12 protein-coding genes are annotated in these 14,005 nt (G+C 70.3%); 8 read left to right on the forward strand and 4 right to left on the reverse strand.

What is annotated here, in order from left to right:
• Positions 1-226: 226 nt before the first annotated feature.
• The 4 genes from CFRA_RS03655 to CFRA_RS03670 all read right to left on the reverse strand — a co-directional run bounded on the left by CFRA_RS03655 (position 227) and on the right by CFRA_RS03670 (position 5,087).
• Positions 227-1,651, reverse strand: coding sequence for a hypothetical protein (locus tag CFRA_RS03655; RefSeq protein WP_156887956.1), 1,425 nt, complete (start codon positions 1,649-1,651; stop codon positions 227-229).
• Between the two features lie 1,248 nt (positions 1,652-2,899).
• Positions 2,900-3,604: a DUF981 family protein gene (locus CFRA_RS03660; RefSeq protein WP_075663505.1), complete on the reverse strand. Its 705-nt coding sequence runs from the start codon at positions 3,602-3,604 to the stop codon at positions 2,900-2,902.
• A 6-nt stretch (positions 3,605-3,610) separates the two neighbouring features.
• Positions 3,611-3,826 (reverse strand): hypothetical protein, encoded by a 216-nt coding sequence (locus CFRA_RS03665; protein WP_245797670.1) that lies wholly within the window; start codon positions 3,824-3,826, stop codon positions 3,611-3,613.
• 274 nt (positions 3,827-4,100) lie between these two features.
• Positions 4,101-5,087 carry a zinc-binding alcohol dehydrogenase family protein gene (locus tag CFRA_RS03670; protein ID WP_075663507.1) on the reverse strand — a complete coding sequence of 329 codons (987 nt, stop codon included), beginning with the start codon at positions 5,085-5,087 and terminating at the stop codon, positions 4,101-4,103.
• A gap of 32 nt (positions 5,088-5,119) precedes the next feature.
• On the opposite strand from CFRA_RS03670, the gene CFRA_RS03675 reads away from it, so the two are divergent.
• The 8 genes from CFRA_RS03675 (at position 5,120) to ppk2 (ending at position 14,005) form a co-directional block, all read left to right on the forward strand.
• Positions 5,120-5,956: a TatD family hydrolase gene (locus CFRA_RS03675; protein WP_075663508.1), complete on the forward strand. Its 837-nt coding sequence runs from the start codon at positions 5,120-5,122 to the stop codon at positions 5,954-5,956.
• A gap of 275 nt (positions 5,957-6,231) precedes the next feature.
• Entirely contained in the window at positions 6,232-7,368 is a 1,137-nt protein-coding gene (locus tag CFRA_RS03680) for a resuscitation-promoting factor (protein WP_075663509.1), read from the forward strand.
• 3 nt (positions 7,369-7,371) lie between these two features.
• Positions 7,372-8,229, forward strand: a complete 858-nt coding sequence (gene rsmA / locus CFRA_RS03685) for a 16S rRNA (adenine(1518)-N(6)/adenine(1519)-N(6))-dimethyltransferase RsmA (protein WP_075663510.1) — start codon at positions 7,372-7,374, stop codon at positions 8,227-8,229.
• On the forward strand, positions 8,229-9,134 hold the full coding sequence (locus CFRA_RS03690) for a 4-(cytidine 5'-diphospho)-2-C-methyl-D-erythritol kinase (protein WP_075663511.1): 906 nt from the start codon (positions 8,229-8,231) through the stop codon (positions 9,132-9,134). The genes rsmA and CFRA_RS03690 overlap by 1 nt, the downstream gene beginning before the upstream one ends.
• A gap of 6 nt (positions 9,135-9,140) precedes the next feature.
• Entirely contained in the window at positions 9,141-10,994 is a 1,854-nt protein-coding gene (locus tag CFRA_RS03695; protein ID WP_075663512.1) for an ABC-F family ATP-binding cassette domain-containing protein, read from the forward strand.
• Entirely contained in the window at positions 10,995-12,701 is a 1,707-nt protein-coding gene (locus tag CFRA_RS03700) for an alpha/beta hydrolase (protein ID WP_075663513.1), read from the forward strand.
• A gap of 19 nt (positions 12,702-12,720) precedes the next feature.
• Positions 12,721-13,044 (forward strand): putative quinol monooxygenase, encoded by a 324-nt coding sequence (locus CFRA_RS03705; RefSeq protein WP_075663514.1) that lies wholly within the window; start codon positions 12,721-12,723, stop codon positions 13,042-13,044.
• Between the two features lie 40 nt (positions 13,045-13,084).
• Positions 13,085-14,005, forward strand: coding sequence for a polyphosphate kinase 2 (ppk2, locus tag CFRA_RS03710; RefSeq protein ID WP_075663515.1), 921 nt, complete (start codon positions 13,085-13,087; stop codon positions 14,003-14,005).

Below are 14,005 nucleotides of genomic sequence, written 5' to 3' on the forward strand. Positions count from 1 at the left end.
CCGTAAATGTGCTGTACACAGGGGCCCTTTACCCCTCCTTTCCCACCGCTTGCCGACGTCCCGTCGGTCGCCGTCGGCGACCGACCCCGCGGTTGGGCGGTGCTCTTCGTCTGCGGGGCACCGGGTCAGAACGAAACCTGTGCCGCCGGCCAGGTGTCCCAGAACGGGACCGGTGCCGCCGGCCAGGTGCCCCAGAACGGCACCGATGGTCCATGACCGGACCGGCTCAGAAGGGCACCGGGGCTGCCGGGTCGTAACCGATCTTCTCGTTATGCACAGCCCGCCTCGCCTCACCACGAGCACGCGCCCGCTCCTCAGCCTGTTGGCGGTGCTCCGAGACCGTCATCGCCAACCGCGCACCACCCGGCGTCAGAGGACCATCCGGGACACTGACCTGGAAGATGTTGCCCGGCAACAACCACACCGTCATCCCCGTGACCGGATCATGGAGGTATTTGACCTGCCCGTCGGTCTTCAGGTTGTGCCAGTGCTGCGACACCCGAGAGGCATTATCAAGTGCCGTGGCCCCGCCCTCCTCATGTGGGATGCGGTGCTCGAACTGCGTGGCAGGTGTCTTCGTCGTCGACGACGGACCGGAACAGCAGTCGTGCACACCCGTCACCCAGGCGACCAGACCCATCGTCGGATCATGGGCCTGGGTTTCCTCCTGCCTTCCTTCAGTGGCGTCTTTGACGACGGTGACCATCTCCTCCCACCGGGCCTGCGCGGCAGGCGACAACCAGCCGGCACCGGGCAGCCACATCGGCGCGTCAGTCAGATCCGCTGCCTTATAGACCCACTTGGTGACCGTGACGGTGGTGTTGTCGGTCAACGTGTCGTAGAACGCCTCAGTCAGACTCGTCTTATCGGAGATCGATTTCGTCTGCAGCACACTGTTGAGGATGCTGGCCTGGTCATCGGGCAGGGTGATGCGGTACTCGGTCAGCCCGGGAATCGAGTCGTCGGTTTCGAAGATGCCGGGCACCGGGGCGGGTTTGCCGCCGTCGTCGAAGTCGCGGGGCAGGCGGATCTTAGGGTCGTAGAGGTTGACCAGTTCGTTGATCTTGTCACTGATCTTCGAGGTGGTGGGAAGTGCCTGCCGGGGTGCTGTCGGGGTGAGGAAGTCGGTGATGCCCTCATCGATGCGGGCGAGTATCTCGGGGTCTTTCACGGCCATGACCGCGGCCCCGATGGTGCGAAGGGATCCGACCTCGATGTGGAACAGCATCTCCTGCAGCGCCTTCAGGCGGGGCAGTTTGTCTGTGTAGGCACCCAGCGAGGTCACGTAGGAGTCTTTGATGGTGTAGCGGCTGACTGCGGTGGAGGCGGCCATGCGTGTCGAGTAGGCGGTGATGGTCTCATTCGCGCGGGGTTGGTTGTCCATCCAGATCTCGTAGTCGAGACGACGCTTCAGCCGGCTTTTCACCGCCACCGGGTCGGTCTGGTCGGTATTGGAGAAGTAGTTGGGTGGGTTGGTGCCGTCTTGTGGTGGGATGTGTCCTGCGGGGGTCTGGTTTTTCCGCCACCGGTTGGCCCGCATGAGGAGTAGTTGTTCTTCGCGTTTGTCGCGGGCGGCTTGGCGGGTGCGCAGTCTGGTCTTGATTTTCTTGGCGGCGATGCGTTGGCGTCGGGTGGTCTCCTGCCCGGCCATCGTGTGTCCGGCCCGTCGGAGGCCGAGTCGTTTTCTGATGTGGGTGTTCGATCTTTTGTGGTGGCCTTTGCGTTGTCCTAGGTGGTGTCGCATGGTCCTTTCTACCCCCTTGGTTATGTGGTGTGTGCTGGTGTTTTGTTGTGTCTTGTGTGTTCGGGTTTCAGTGTAGTGGAGGGGCGTGACAGGGTTCGCTGATGTGTTCGACCATGGGCTGTGGTTTTCAGGTGAGACGCCGCCTGACTGCTGTGGGTGGTGGTTGCAGTAAGTAACTGCACTGCCGCCCCGAAGCCGACATCGGCGGGACTGGATGGGTGTTGCAGTAGGTCACTGCGTCGGAGGGGGTGCGGACCGGGAAAGGGGGCTCGCAGTGGATCACTGCGCGGTGAACCCGGTGCGACGAAGTCCTGGCGCTAGGTGGCATCGCAGTAGGTCACTGCATCGGTGCCGAGGGGCGGAGCGGCAACGGGGACTGAGTGGGGCTTGCAGTGAGTCACTGCAACAGGGGCGAAGGTTGGTGGAAGCCCAGGGGCGCGATCCCGGGGAGTCGATCCCCCGCCGGCGGTGGACTCCGGAGGGCGCTGCAGTGGATCACTGCGTCGGGACGCGGAGGTGGCGGTTCCCGTGGTGCCGTCGGTGCCGGCTTGGGTTTTGCAGTGGATCACTGCACGGCTACTCGGTGGACTCTGATGGCAGGCGCTTGCAGTAGATCACTGCGCGGGCCACGGGAGTCAACGAAGTCCTGACGCTTGGTGGCTTTGCAGTGGGTCACTGCACTGCGGCATGGGAAACGGCGGAGCGGCGGAGGCGCTGTCCCCGGCAGCAGAGCACTGTGCCCGCAGCAGACTCCGGAAGGGGAGGGGGCTTGCAGTGGAATACTGCATCGCTGGTCGCGGTGGAGTCTCATGGTGAGAGTCGCAGTAGATCACTGCGGTCGGGTCTGGCGGCGGGGAAGGCCTCTGCAGTGGATCACTGTGCGTCAGCCGGAGCAGGGGAGGAGTGCAAGGGGCGCAGGGGGTGCAGGGGAGTGTGGAAGAGGGACGCAGTACATCACTGCAGTCGCCGCACCTACCCGTGTCACCGACCACGTACCCCGCACCCACCCGCACGGACTCCGCCGACGGTGACCACGACGACGTCGGCAATTGAACGCGGGGAACGCCGCGCCTGAGTTGAAGAACCACAAGAACGGCAAGCCCCTGAATACGCGAAAACGCCCTCCCGGGAGGGGAGGGCGTCACGGCGCGACGGCTAGAGCGTCGGGTGCGGGACCGGCTCGTTGAACGGGAACGGGAAGAAGCCGACGTGCCCGTAGAAGAGGGTGAAGCCCAGGAACGTCCACATCATGCCGATGAACCAGGTGATGCAGATGAAGATGGTGCGCACCTTCTTGTTGGTCAGTGCGAACGGCGAGAGCATCGCCGCGACACCGGTGCCGAAGTACATGGTGAACACGGTCAGCGGCTCAAGCAGGCTGCCCTCCAGCATGCGCGCGATCGGCTCGACTGCCGGCGGACGCCACTGGCCGAAGTGCAGGCCGGCGATGGCGAAGAAGATCAGGCCCACGCCACCGGCGGCGGCGACGTAGAGGATCGGGCGCAGCGTGGCCACGAGGTCGAAGTCGCGGATGCCGCGGTCGGCGCGGTCCTCGCCTCGGATGATGGCGAAGCCGGCGATGAGCGTGATGATGCCGTAGAACGCGGCGGGCTCACCGAAGGTCACGTTGTCGACGGCGCAGCAGAACGCGCCGTCGATCTGCTCGAGCGGCCAGGTCAGCGTCATGTGCAGGCCGGTGGCCCCCAGGTAGAGGCCCAGGATGACGAAGGCGTAGCCGAAGCCGGACAGGGTGCGGCCCGTGCGGGCCAGGGCGGTGCGCAGGAAGATCGGCACCAGGATCATGATGACACCGACGACGAGGCCCATCGTGGTGTTGTAGGTGATTCCTTGCATCTCCATGGTGCGTCAGATCCTTTCCGCGAGCAGGGCCTGGCGAATGGAGATCAGGGCGATGGCGCCGGAGCCGCCGGCGACCCAGGTCAGTGCGCCGAGGTCCTCGCCGAGCGCGCCGTCGACGGCCACCCAGATGATCGCGCCGACAACGGCGCCGAGGGCGATGACGACCAGCGAGAGCTTCGCGCAGAGATCGGCCCACTTGGCCGTCTTCGCGTCAATCTCCACCGGTGTCGCATCGCCGCGAGTGTCACTAGCAGACATACGACTCTTTCTCTGAGAAGTGATGATCAACCCAGTGAGTTGCCAGGCAACTCCAAAGCTAGGGCACCCTTACCGTATATGCGTACTGTTTAAACGGCAATGCATTACCCCCGGTCAGAAAAGCGCTACCCCCGCAGGTCAGAGGACCTGTGCGACGGGGGCCACATCCCCCGCCACGACGGAGTCACGTCCCGGCCGCGACGGCGTCACACACCCGTCGCGACGGCGTCGCAGAACCTCAGTAGACGAGCGCCACCTTGCCGACGGCGCGCGCGGCCTCCATCAGCTCGTGGCCGTGGCGCACGGTCGCGGCGTCGAGGCCGTGGAGCACCTCGCCGGTGATCGTGCGGATGCGGCCGGTGTCGACGAGGTCGGCCACGCGGCGCAGCGCCTCGCCCTGGGCGGCGATGTCCGGGGTGTTGTGCACCGGGCGGGCGAACATCGACTCCCAGCCGACCTGGATCGCCTTCGACTTGAAGGGCGTGACGGTGAAGTCGCGGGGGTCGTCGATGAGCACCAGCTTCGACTGTGCCTTCATGGTCTTCGCGAGCTCGGCCTCGCGGGCGTCGGTGCGCGAGGAGAACACGAAGTCCACCGAGTTCTCGCCGAGTTGCTCGACCAGGTCACGCGAGTGGTCGACGACCCGGTGCGCGCCAAGGCCGCGGACCCAGTCGCGGGAGGCCTCGCGCGAGGCGGTGGCGACGACCTCGAGGCCGGTGAGCGCGCGGGCGAGCTGGATGACCTGGGTGGGCACCCCGCCCGCGCCGCCGAGCACGAGCAGGCGGCCGTGGCTCAGCGTGGAGACGGCGAGCCGGTCGAAGAGCGCCTCCCAGGCGGTCAGGGAGACCAGGGGGAGCGCGGCGGCGTCGGCGTCGGAGAGCGTGGCGGGCGCGTGGGCGATGATGCGCTCGTCGACGGCCTGGAACTCGGCGTTCGAGCCGGGGCGGTTGTTGGCGCCGGCGTAGAAGACGCGGTCACCGACGGCGAAGCGGGAGGCCTCGGCGCCGAGCGCGGTGACGGTGCCGACGGCGTCGTAGCCGAGCACGAGCGGCTCCTCGCGCCTGCCGGCGCGCATCCGCATCTTCGTGTCGATGGGGTTGAGCGAGGCGGCGGCCACGCGCACGACCACGTCGTGCGGGCCGGGTGTGGGTTCGGGGACCTCGACGTCGCGGAAGGCGTCCGGGGCGTCGACGGGCAGGGAATCGAATACGGCGACGGCTCTCATGGCGCCCAGGCTAGCCGCTTAGAATCGGGCGCATGTCGAAGAAGAAGCCCAAGCCCACGCCGCAGCCCGCCGAGACCCTGCCCGGCATCGTCGACGCCCACACGCACCTGGCCAGCTGCGGGGCGCGCACCGGCGCCGAGGTCGACGCCTTCGTCGAACGCGCCGTGGCCGCGGGCGTCGGCAAGATCTGCACCGTCGGCGACGGGCTCGCCGAGGCCGAGGACGCGCTCGCCGCCGCGCAGCACAACCCGCGCGTGTGGGCGGCGTGCGCGATCCACCCCACCCGGGCACGGGAGCTTGACGACGCCGCGCGTGCCCGGTTGGCGGAGATGGCGCGCGACCCGCGCTGCGTGGCGGTGGGGGAGACGGGCCTGGACACCTACTGGATCCGGCACAAGCCCGAGGAGACCGCCCCGCTGGAGGTGCAGGAGGAGGCGCTGCGCTGGCACATCGACCTCGCGGTGGCCACGGGCAAGGCGCTGATGATCCACAACCGGGAGGGCGACGCGGACCTGATGCGCATCCTCGCGGACTCGCCGAAGCCGCGCGAGACCGTGCTGCACTGCTTCTCCTCGCCGCTGGACGTCGCCCACGAGGCGATCGAGCGTGGGTACGTGCTCAGCTTCGCGGGCAACGTGACCTTCAAGCGCAACGACGAGCTGCGCGCGGCGGCGGCCGCGGCGCCGGCGGGCCAGCTGCTCATCGAGACCGACGCGCCGTACATGACCCCGGAGCCTTACCGGGGCACGCGCAACGAGCCGGCCTTCGTCGGCCACACGGCCTACTGCGTGGCCGAGGCGCGCGGGCAGGATCCGGCGGAGCTGGCGGCGGAGGTCTCGGCGACCTTCGACCGCGTCTACGGGGTCTGACGACCGCGGCTGCGGCTACGGGATCTGAGGCGGTTCGCGGAATTCAAGGTGCAGGTGAGGCGGCTGTGACCGGTGTGGTCGCAGCCCCTGTGATCCTGCCCACGGGCATGTGACGGGGCCGGAACGGCGACTGGACACCGGCGGACCGTTACCGTACTGTTACCTACGTTTTCCAGGGTCACAGTCCCCGGGCCGACAGGCCCTGGACGGACGGACCCTGGCCCCACAGACCCCACATACTCAGACGCAGACGCAGACAAGGGATGCCGCACCGAATGACCGCACAGCACCAGTCCCCGATCTCCCGGATCAACGCCAGCCGCAGCGTGCCGCTGCGGCTCGCCACCGGTGGCGTGCTCGCCACCCTCGTGGTCGGCGGCGTGGGTGTTGCGGCCGCCCAGAAGAGCGTCACCCTCGACGTCAACGGCGAGGCCATGGAGCTGACCAGCATGTCCGGCGACGTCGCCGGCGTGCTCGACCAGGCCGACATCGAGGTCGGCACGGAGGACCTGGTCTACCCGGCGCCCTCGGAGAAGCTGAGCAACGGCGAGACCGTCACCGTGCGCACCGCCAAGCCGGTCGCCGTGGTCGTCGACGGCCAGGAGCACGAGCTGACCTCCACCGCCGCGACCGTCGAGGACCTGCTGCGTGAGGTCCCGGGTGTGCGCCCCGGCTCCTCGGTCTCCGGCGACACCGACGGCAAGGTCACCGAGGGTATGAAGCTCGAGGTCACCAGCCCGAAGATCATCGCGCTCAACGACGGCGGCACCGTCTCCTACCTCTCGACCCCCGGCAAGACCGTCGGCGACGTGCTCAAGGACCGCGGCGTCAAGCTCGGCGAGCACGACCGTGTCCTGCCGGGCGCCGGCGAGACCGTCAGCGCGGGCATGACCGTCAAGATCGACCGCGTCGAGGAGAACGAGGTCACCGGCGACGAGGAGTTCGACGTCCCGGCCAACTACGTCGACGACCCGGAGGCCCCCGAGGGCGAGGAGACCGTCGTCGAGGAGGGCGCCCCGGGCAAGCGCACCGTGACCCGCAAGATCGTCACCGTCGACGGCCACGAGACCGAGAACACGATCCTCCACGAGAAGGAGATCGCCCCGGCCACCCCGGCCACGATCAAGCGCGGCACCAAGTCCAACGACGCCCCGGCCGTCGCCGACGGCTCCGTGTGGGACGCCATCGCGCAGTGCGAGTCCGGCGGCGACTGGTCGATCAACACCGGCAACGGCTACCAGGGCGGCCTGCAGTTCAACCAGGGCACCTGGGCGGCCTACGGCGGCACCCAGTACGCGCCCACCGCCGACCAGGCCACCCGCGAGCAGCAGATCGCCATCGCGGAGAAGACCCAGGCCGCGCAGGGCTGGGGCGCCTGGCCCGCCTGCACCGCCAAGCTCGGGCTGCGCTAGCGCGTGCCCGCGCAGCTGCTCGGGCCCGCCGAGATCCGCTCGCTCGCCGAGCGCCTCGACGTGACCCCGACCAAGAAACTCGGCCAGAACTTCGTCGTCGACCCGAACACGGTGCGCCGCATCGTCGCGGCCGCCGACGTGCGCGCGGACGACCACGTCGTCGAGGTCGGCCCCGGACTGGGTTCGCTGACGCTCGGCCTGCTCGACGCCGCCGCGCGCGTGACGGCCGTCGAGATCGACCCGCGCCTGGCCGCCGAGCTGCCCGCCACCGTCGCCTGGCGTGCGCCCGAGGCCGCCGAGCACCTGGAGGTGCTCAACCGCGACGCGCTGCGCATCGGCGCCGGTGAGCTCGACGCCCCGGACGCGCTGGTGGCCAACCTGCCCTACAACGTCGCCGTGCCGGTGCTGCTGCACATGCTGGCGACCTTCCCGACGATCGAGCGGGTGCTCGTGATGGTCCAGGCCGAGGTCGCCGACCGGCTCGCCGCCGCGCCCGGCTCCTGGATCTACGGGGTGCCCAGCGTGAAGGCCGCCTTCTACGGTGAGGTGCGCCGGGCCGGGGCGATCGGCAGGAACGTCTTCTGGCCGGCGCCCAACGTCGCCTCCGGACTCGTGTCCGTCACCCGCCACGCCCCGGGCGCGGTGGACTGGGAGCCCGACGAGGCGACCCGGGCGCGCGTCTTCCCCGTCGTAGACGCCGCCTTCGCCCAGCGCCGCAAGACCCTGCGCGCGGCACTTGCCGGGCACTTCGGCTCGGCCGCCGCGGCCGAGGGGGCCCTCGTCGCCGCCGGCATCGACCCGCGCCAGCGCGGCGAGAAGCTCGGCGTCGCCGACTTCGTCCGCCTCGCGGGGGTCGAGTGATGGCGGATGCGGTGAGCGTGCGCGCGCACGCCAAGGTCAACCTCTTCCTCGGGGTGGGGGAGCGGCGCGCCGACGGCTTCCACGAGCTGTCCACCGTCTTTCAGGCCGTCTCGCTTCACGACGACGTGACGGTCACCGCCGGGAGCGACGAGGTCACCGTCGCCGGACTCGACGCCGAGCGCGTGCCGGCCGACCCGACCAACCTCGCCGCCCGCGCGGCGCGCGCCGTCGCGGAGCACGTGGGGTGCGAGACGGAGCTGGGCGTGCACATCGACAAGGGCATCCCGACCGCGGGCGGCATGGCCGGCGGTTCCGCGGACGCCGCGGGCGCGCTCGTGGCCGCCGACCGGCTGCTGGACGCCGGGCTCGGCGAGGCCGAGCTGCTCGAGATGGCCGCGGAGCTGGGCTCGGACGTGCCCTTCACCCTGCGCGGCGGTACGGCGCTGGGCACCGGGCGCGGCGAGAAGCTCGTGCCCGTGCTCGCCCGCGGCACCTTCCACTGGGTCTTCGCGATCTCGGCGCGGGGGCTGTCCACCCCGGAGGTCTTCGCCAAGCTCGACGAGCTGCGCGCGGCGGGCAAGGCCCCGGGCCCGCGCACCGACGCCACCGCGGTGCTCTCCGCCGTGGCCGCCGGCGACGCCCGCGCGCTGGCCGAGGCGATGCACAACGACCTCGAGGCCGCCGCGTTCTCGCTGCGTCCGGACCTGCGCCGGCTGCGCGAGGCTGCGCGGGAGGCCGGGGCGCTGCGCGCGATGCTCTCGGGCTCGGGCCCGACGATGGCGTTCCTGTGCGCCTCGGGGGCGGACGCGGAGGCCGTGGCCGACGAACTGACCGGCGCGAACCTGTGCCGCGCGGCGTTCGTGGCCGAGGGGCCGCGGCCCGGGGTGGTTGGCCTAGACTGGTGAGCCGTTATGGAGAACCTGATCAACCTGGAGAACGTCTCCCAGTCCTACGGGCTCAAGACCCTGCTCGACGGCGTCAGCCTCGGCGTACAGACCGGCGACCGCATCGGTGTGGTCGGCCTCAACGGCGGCGGCAAGACCACCCTGCTGGAGATCCTGGCCGGCATCATCGAGCCGGACTCCGGGCGCGTGAGCCACAACCGCGACCTGGACATGGCCGTGGTGACGCAGCGCGCCGAGCTCGACCCGGAGGCCACCGTCGCCGACGTCGTGCTCGCCCCGCTGGGCGTGGCCACCTTCGAGTGGGCCTCGAACGCGCGGGTGCGCGAGGTCCTCGGCGGCCTCGGTGTGGCCGAGCTGGGCCTGGAGACCCCCGTCGGCTCGCTCTCCGGCGGTGAGCGCCGGCGCGTGAGCCTGGCCGCCGCGCTGGTGCGCGACCTGGACCTGGTGCTGCTCGACGAGCCGACCAACCACCTCGACGTCGAGGGCGTGCAGTGGCTGGCCGACCACCTGCTGGCCCGCCGGGTCGCCGTGGTCGTCGTCACGCACGACCGCTGGTTCCTCGACACCGTGGCCAACCACACCTGGGAGGTCCACGACGGCACCGTCGACGTCTACGAGGGCGGCTACAACGACTGGACCTTCGCGCGCGCCGAGCGCGCCCGGCAGGCCGACGCCGCCGAGCAGCGCCGCCGCAACCTGGCCCGCAAGGAGCTGGCCTGGCTGCGCCGGGGCGCGCCGGCGCGCACCTCGAAGCCGCGCTACCGCATCGAGGCCGCCGAGGCGCTCATCGCCGACGTGCCCGCCCCGCGCGACACCGTCGAGCTGACCGCGTTCTCGAAGCGCCGGCTGGGCAAGCGCGTCATCGACCTCGAGGACGCCCGCGTGGAGACCCCGGACGGGCGCACGCTGGTCGAGGACCTGACCTGGCGGCTGGGCCCGGGCGAGCGCATCGGACTGGTCGGCGTCAACGGCTCCGGCAAGACGACGCTGCTGCGCGTGCTCGCCGGCGCGTACCCGCTGGCCGCGGGCAAGCGCGTCGAGGGCCAGACGGTGCGGCTGGGCTGGCTGCGCCAGGAGCTCGACGACCTCGACGGCGACCGCCGCCTCATCGACGCCGTCGAGGACGTGGCCACCTACGTCCAGCTGGGCAAGAAGGAGCTCTCGGCCTCGCAGCTGGCCGAGCGCCTCGGCTTCTCCGCCAAGCGCCAGCGCACCTTCATCCGCGACCTCTCCGGCGGCGAGCGCCGCCGCCTGCAGCTGACCCGTGTGCTCATGGCCGAGCCGAACGTGCTGCTGCTCGACGAGCCGACCAACGACCTGGACATCGACACCCTCCAGGAGCTCGAGGACCTCCTCGACGGCTGGGCGGGCACGCTCGTCGTCGTCTCCCACGACCGCTACCTCATCGAGCGCATCGCGGACTCGACCTGGGCGCTCTTCGGCGACGGCGAACTGACCAACCTGCCCGGCGGCATCGAGCAGTACCTCGCCGCCCGGCGTGCGGCCGGGGCCGGGGGCGGCGGCCCGGTGGACCTCTCCGGCGCCGGCGGTGCCGGCGGTGCCGGCGGCGCGACCCGGCCCCAGGAGCAGGAGCAGGAGCAGGAGAAGCCCGCGCCGAAGCTGAGCGGCAAGGAGTACCACGAGCTGTCCAAGAAGCTCGGCCGCCTCGAGCGCGAGATGACCAAGCACTCCACGCGCATCGAGGAGCTCGAGGCCGAGATGGCGCGGGTGGCCCAGGACCCCGAGGGCCCGGACACCGCGCGGCTGACCGAGCTCGACGGCGAGCTGCGCGCGGTGCGCGAGAAGCACTCGGAGGCCGAGACCGAGTGGCTGGCCACCGCCGAGGAGATGGAGGGCTAGGTGGGCCGGATCTCCCGGCTCTGGTTCAGCTTCCGGCTGGACCCGTGGGGACTCGTCGGCGCGGGCCTGATGTTCATGCTGGGGCTCACGCCCTCGCTCCTGCCGCGCGACTTCTTCTACCAGGGCGTGGTCTCCGGCATCGCCGCCGGCATCGGCTACGTCACCGCCCTCGGCGTGCACCAGGTGTGGCGCCGGTGGATCCACCCGCGCCTGGGCGGCGCCGTCGAGCGCCTCGACCGGCTCTCCGAGCGCACCCGCATGCGACTCGAGGTCGCCGAGACCGTCCTCGTGGTCGCCGTCGTCATCGGCTGGGTGCTCTTCGCCGTGCGCTGGCAGCACGCCATCGCCGCGCTGACGGGCGCGGAGGCCTACTCGGTGTGGACGTTCTTCCTGGTCGTGCCCGTCGGCTTCGCGGTCTTCCTGGCCATGGTCGCCCTGGGCCGGCTGCTGCGCCGGCTGGCGCACGCGATCACCGCGCGGTTGCCCGTCTCCGAGCGCGACCGCCGCGGGCTCGGCCGGCGCCTGGTCGGCTGGACGGCCGTGGTGCTGCTGTGCGTCTTCGCCGTCGAGCGCGTCATCCCGGGCACGGCGGTGCGCGTCGGCGAGGCCGTCTTCGCGGGCCGCGACGCGGACCCGGAGCCCGGCGTGCACGCCCCGGCCGAGGCCGAGCGCTCCGGCTCGCCGGAGTCCGCGGTCGCCTTCGACACCCTGGGCACCCAGGGCATGCGCTTCGTCGACGGCGGCCTGCGCGCCCACGAGCTCGAGGAGGTCTCCGGGCGGCCCGCCCGCGAGCCCGTGCGCGTCTACGCGGGCCTGCGCAGCGCGGCCGACGTGCGCGAGCGCGCGGAGCTGCTCATCGACGAACTCGAGCGCACCGGCGCGCGCGACCGGGAGGCGTTGCTGCTGGTGATGACCACGGGCACCGGCTGGGTCAACCCGCACGCCGCGCAGGCCTTCGAGGCGCTCTACGGCGGGGACACCGCCGTCGCCGCGGCGCAGTACTCCTACCTGCCCTCGGCCTTCCACTTCCTCGCCGGCGGCCAGCGCGTCCAGGAGGCCGGCCGCGAGATGATCACCCCCGTGGTCGATTGGTGGAACAGACTGCCCGAGGACGACCGCCCGCGCCTCTACCTCTACGGCGAGTCGCTGGGCTCCTCGGCGGTCGAGTCCGCCTTCTCCGGCATGCGCGACATCGCCAACTCCGTCGACGGGATCCTCCTGACGGGCCCGCCGAACTTCAACCCGCTGTGGCGCACCTTCGTCGACCGCCGCGACCCGGGCACCCGCGAGGTCGACCCGGAGTACTCCGCGGGCCTGGTCGTCCGCTTCGCGCAGGACGCCGCCGAGGTGCGGGGCTTGAGCGACGACGACGTCGAGTGGGGCCCGACGCGCATGCTCTACATCCAGCACGCCTCCGACCCGGTGGTGTGGTGGTCGCCGCAGCTGCTGTTCACCGAGCCGGACTGGCTCCGGGAGCCGGCCGGGGCGGACCGCCTGCCCGGCATGACCTGGCTGCCCGTGGTCACCTTCCTGCAGGTCTCGGCAGACCTGCCCGTCAGCCAGAACGTCCCGCAGGGCCACGGCCACAACTACGGCGACGCCCTCGTCGCCGGCTTCGCCGCCGTCGGCGGGATTGACGACGCCGCGCGCGTGGCCGACGCCGAGCGCACGCTCGGCGCGGTCGTGGCCGCGACGTCGTCAAGCTAAAGGGATTACCATCGGGCCCATGATTCTCATCAACGTCAAGTTCCGTCCGAAGCCCGAGTACGTGGAGAACTTCCGCGAGAAGGTCGCCGACTTCACCGACGCCTCGCGCGCCGAGGAGGGCAACATCTTCTTCGACTGGTTCCGCAACACCGACGACCCGGAGGAGTACATCCTCGTCGAGGCCTTCCACGACGACGCCGCCGAGGCGCACGTGGGCAGCGACCACTTCAAGGCCGCCCAGGAGCTGTTCCCGCAGCTCCTGACCCGTACCCCGGAGATCATCAACACGCTGATCGAGGGCAAGACCGAGTGGGACGCGATGGCCGAGTTCAAGGTCGACTGACGTTTCACCCCCTCCCCGCGGGGCGGTAGGGTTATGTGACATGAGCGCACAAGCCACCACCGGCGAGCACGGCACCGTCGACGAGCCCACCGACCCGCCCAAGCTGAACAAGAAGGCCTACGAGAAGGAGCTCAAGCGGCTCCAGGCCGAGCTGGTCGACATGCAGCAGTGGGTCGTCGAGACGGGCGCGCGGCTCGTGATCATCATGGAGGGCCGCGACGCCGCCGGTAAGGGCTCGGCGATCAAGCGCATCACCCAGTACCTCAACCCGCGCACGTGCCGCATCGAGGCGCTGCCCGCCCCGAACTCACGGGAGAAGGGCCAGTGGTACTTCCAGCGCTACGTCGAGCGCCTGCCCACCGCCGGCGAGATCGTCATCTTCGACCGCTCCTGGTACAACCGGGCCGGCGTCGAGCGCGTGATGGGCTTCTGCACCTCCGAGGAGTACCGCCGGTTCCTGCACCAGGCGCCGATCTTCGAGCGCCTGCTCGTCGAGGACGGCATCATGCTGCGCAAGTACTGGTTCTCCGTCTCCGACGAGGAGCAGATCGCCCGCTTCCGCTCCCGGCGCAACGACCCGCTGCGCCGCTGGAAACTCTCCCCGATGGACCTGCAGTCCATCACCCGGTGGGAGGACTACTCGCGCGCCAAGGACGAGATGTTCATCCACACCGACATCCCGGCCGCGCCCTGGTACACGGTCGAGAGCGAGGACAAGAAGCGCTCGCGCATCAACGTCATCTCGCACCTGCTGTCGACCGTGCCCTACGAGAAGATCGACCGGCCGCTGCCGGAGATCCCCTCGCGGCCCGTCTCCGACAACGACTACGAGCGCCCGCCGCGCAAGGAGTTCCGCTACGTGCCCGACGTGGCCGCGAAGCTGGAGAAGGGCAAGGTCAAGGCAGGGAAGTCCGGGAAGTCCGGCAAGGCCAAGAAGTCGAAGAAGAACAGGAAGGACTGA

The sequence above is a fragment of the Corynebacterium frankenforstense DSM 45800 genome (genome assembly GCF_001941485.1).
Taxonomy (GTDB): Bacteria; Actinomycetota; Actinomycetes; order Mycobacteriales; family Mycobacteriaceae; genus Corynebacterium; species Corynebacterium frankenforstense.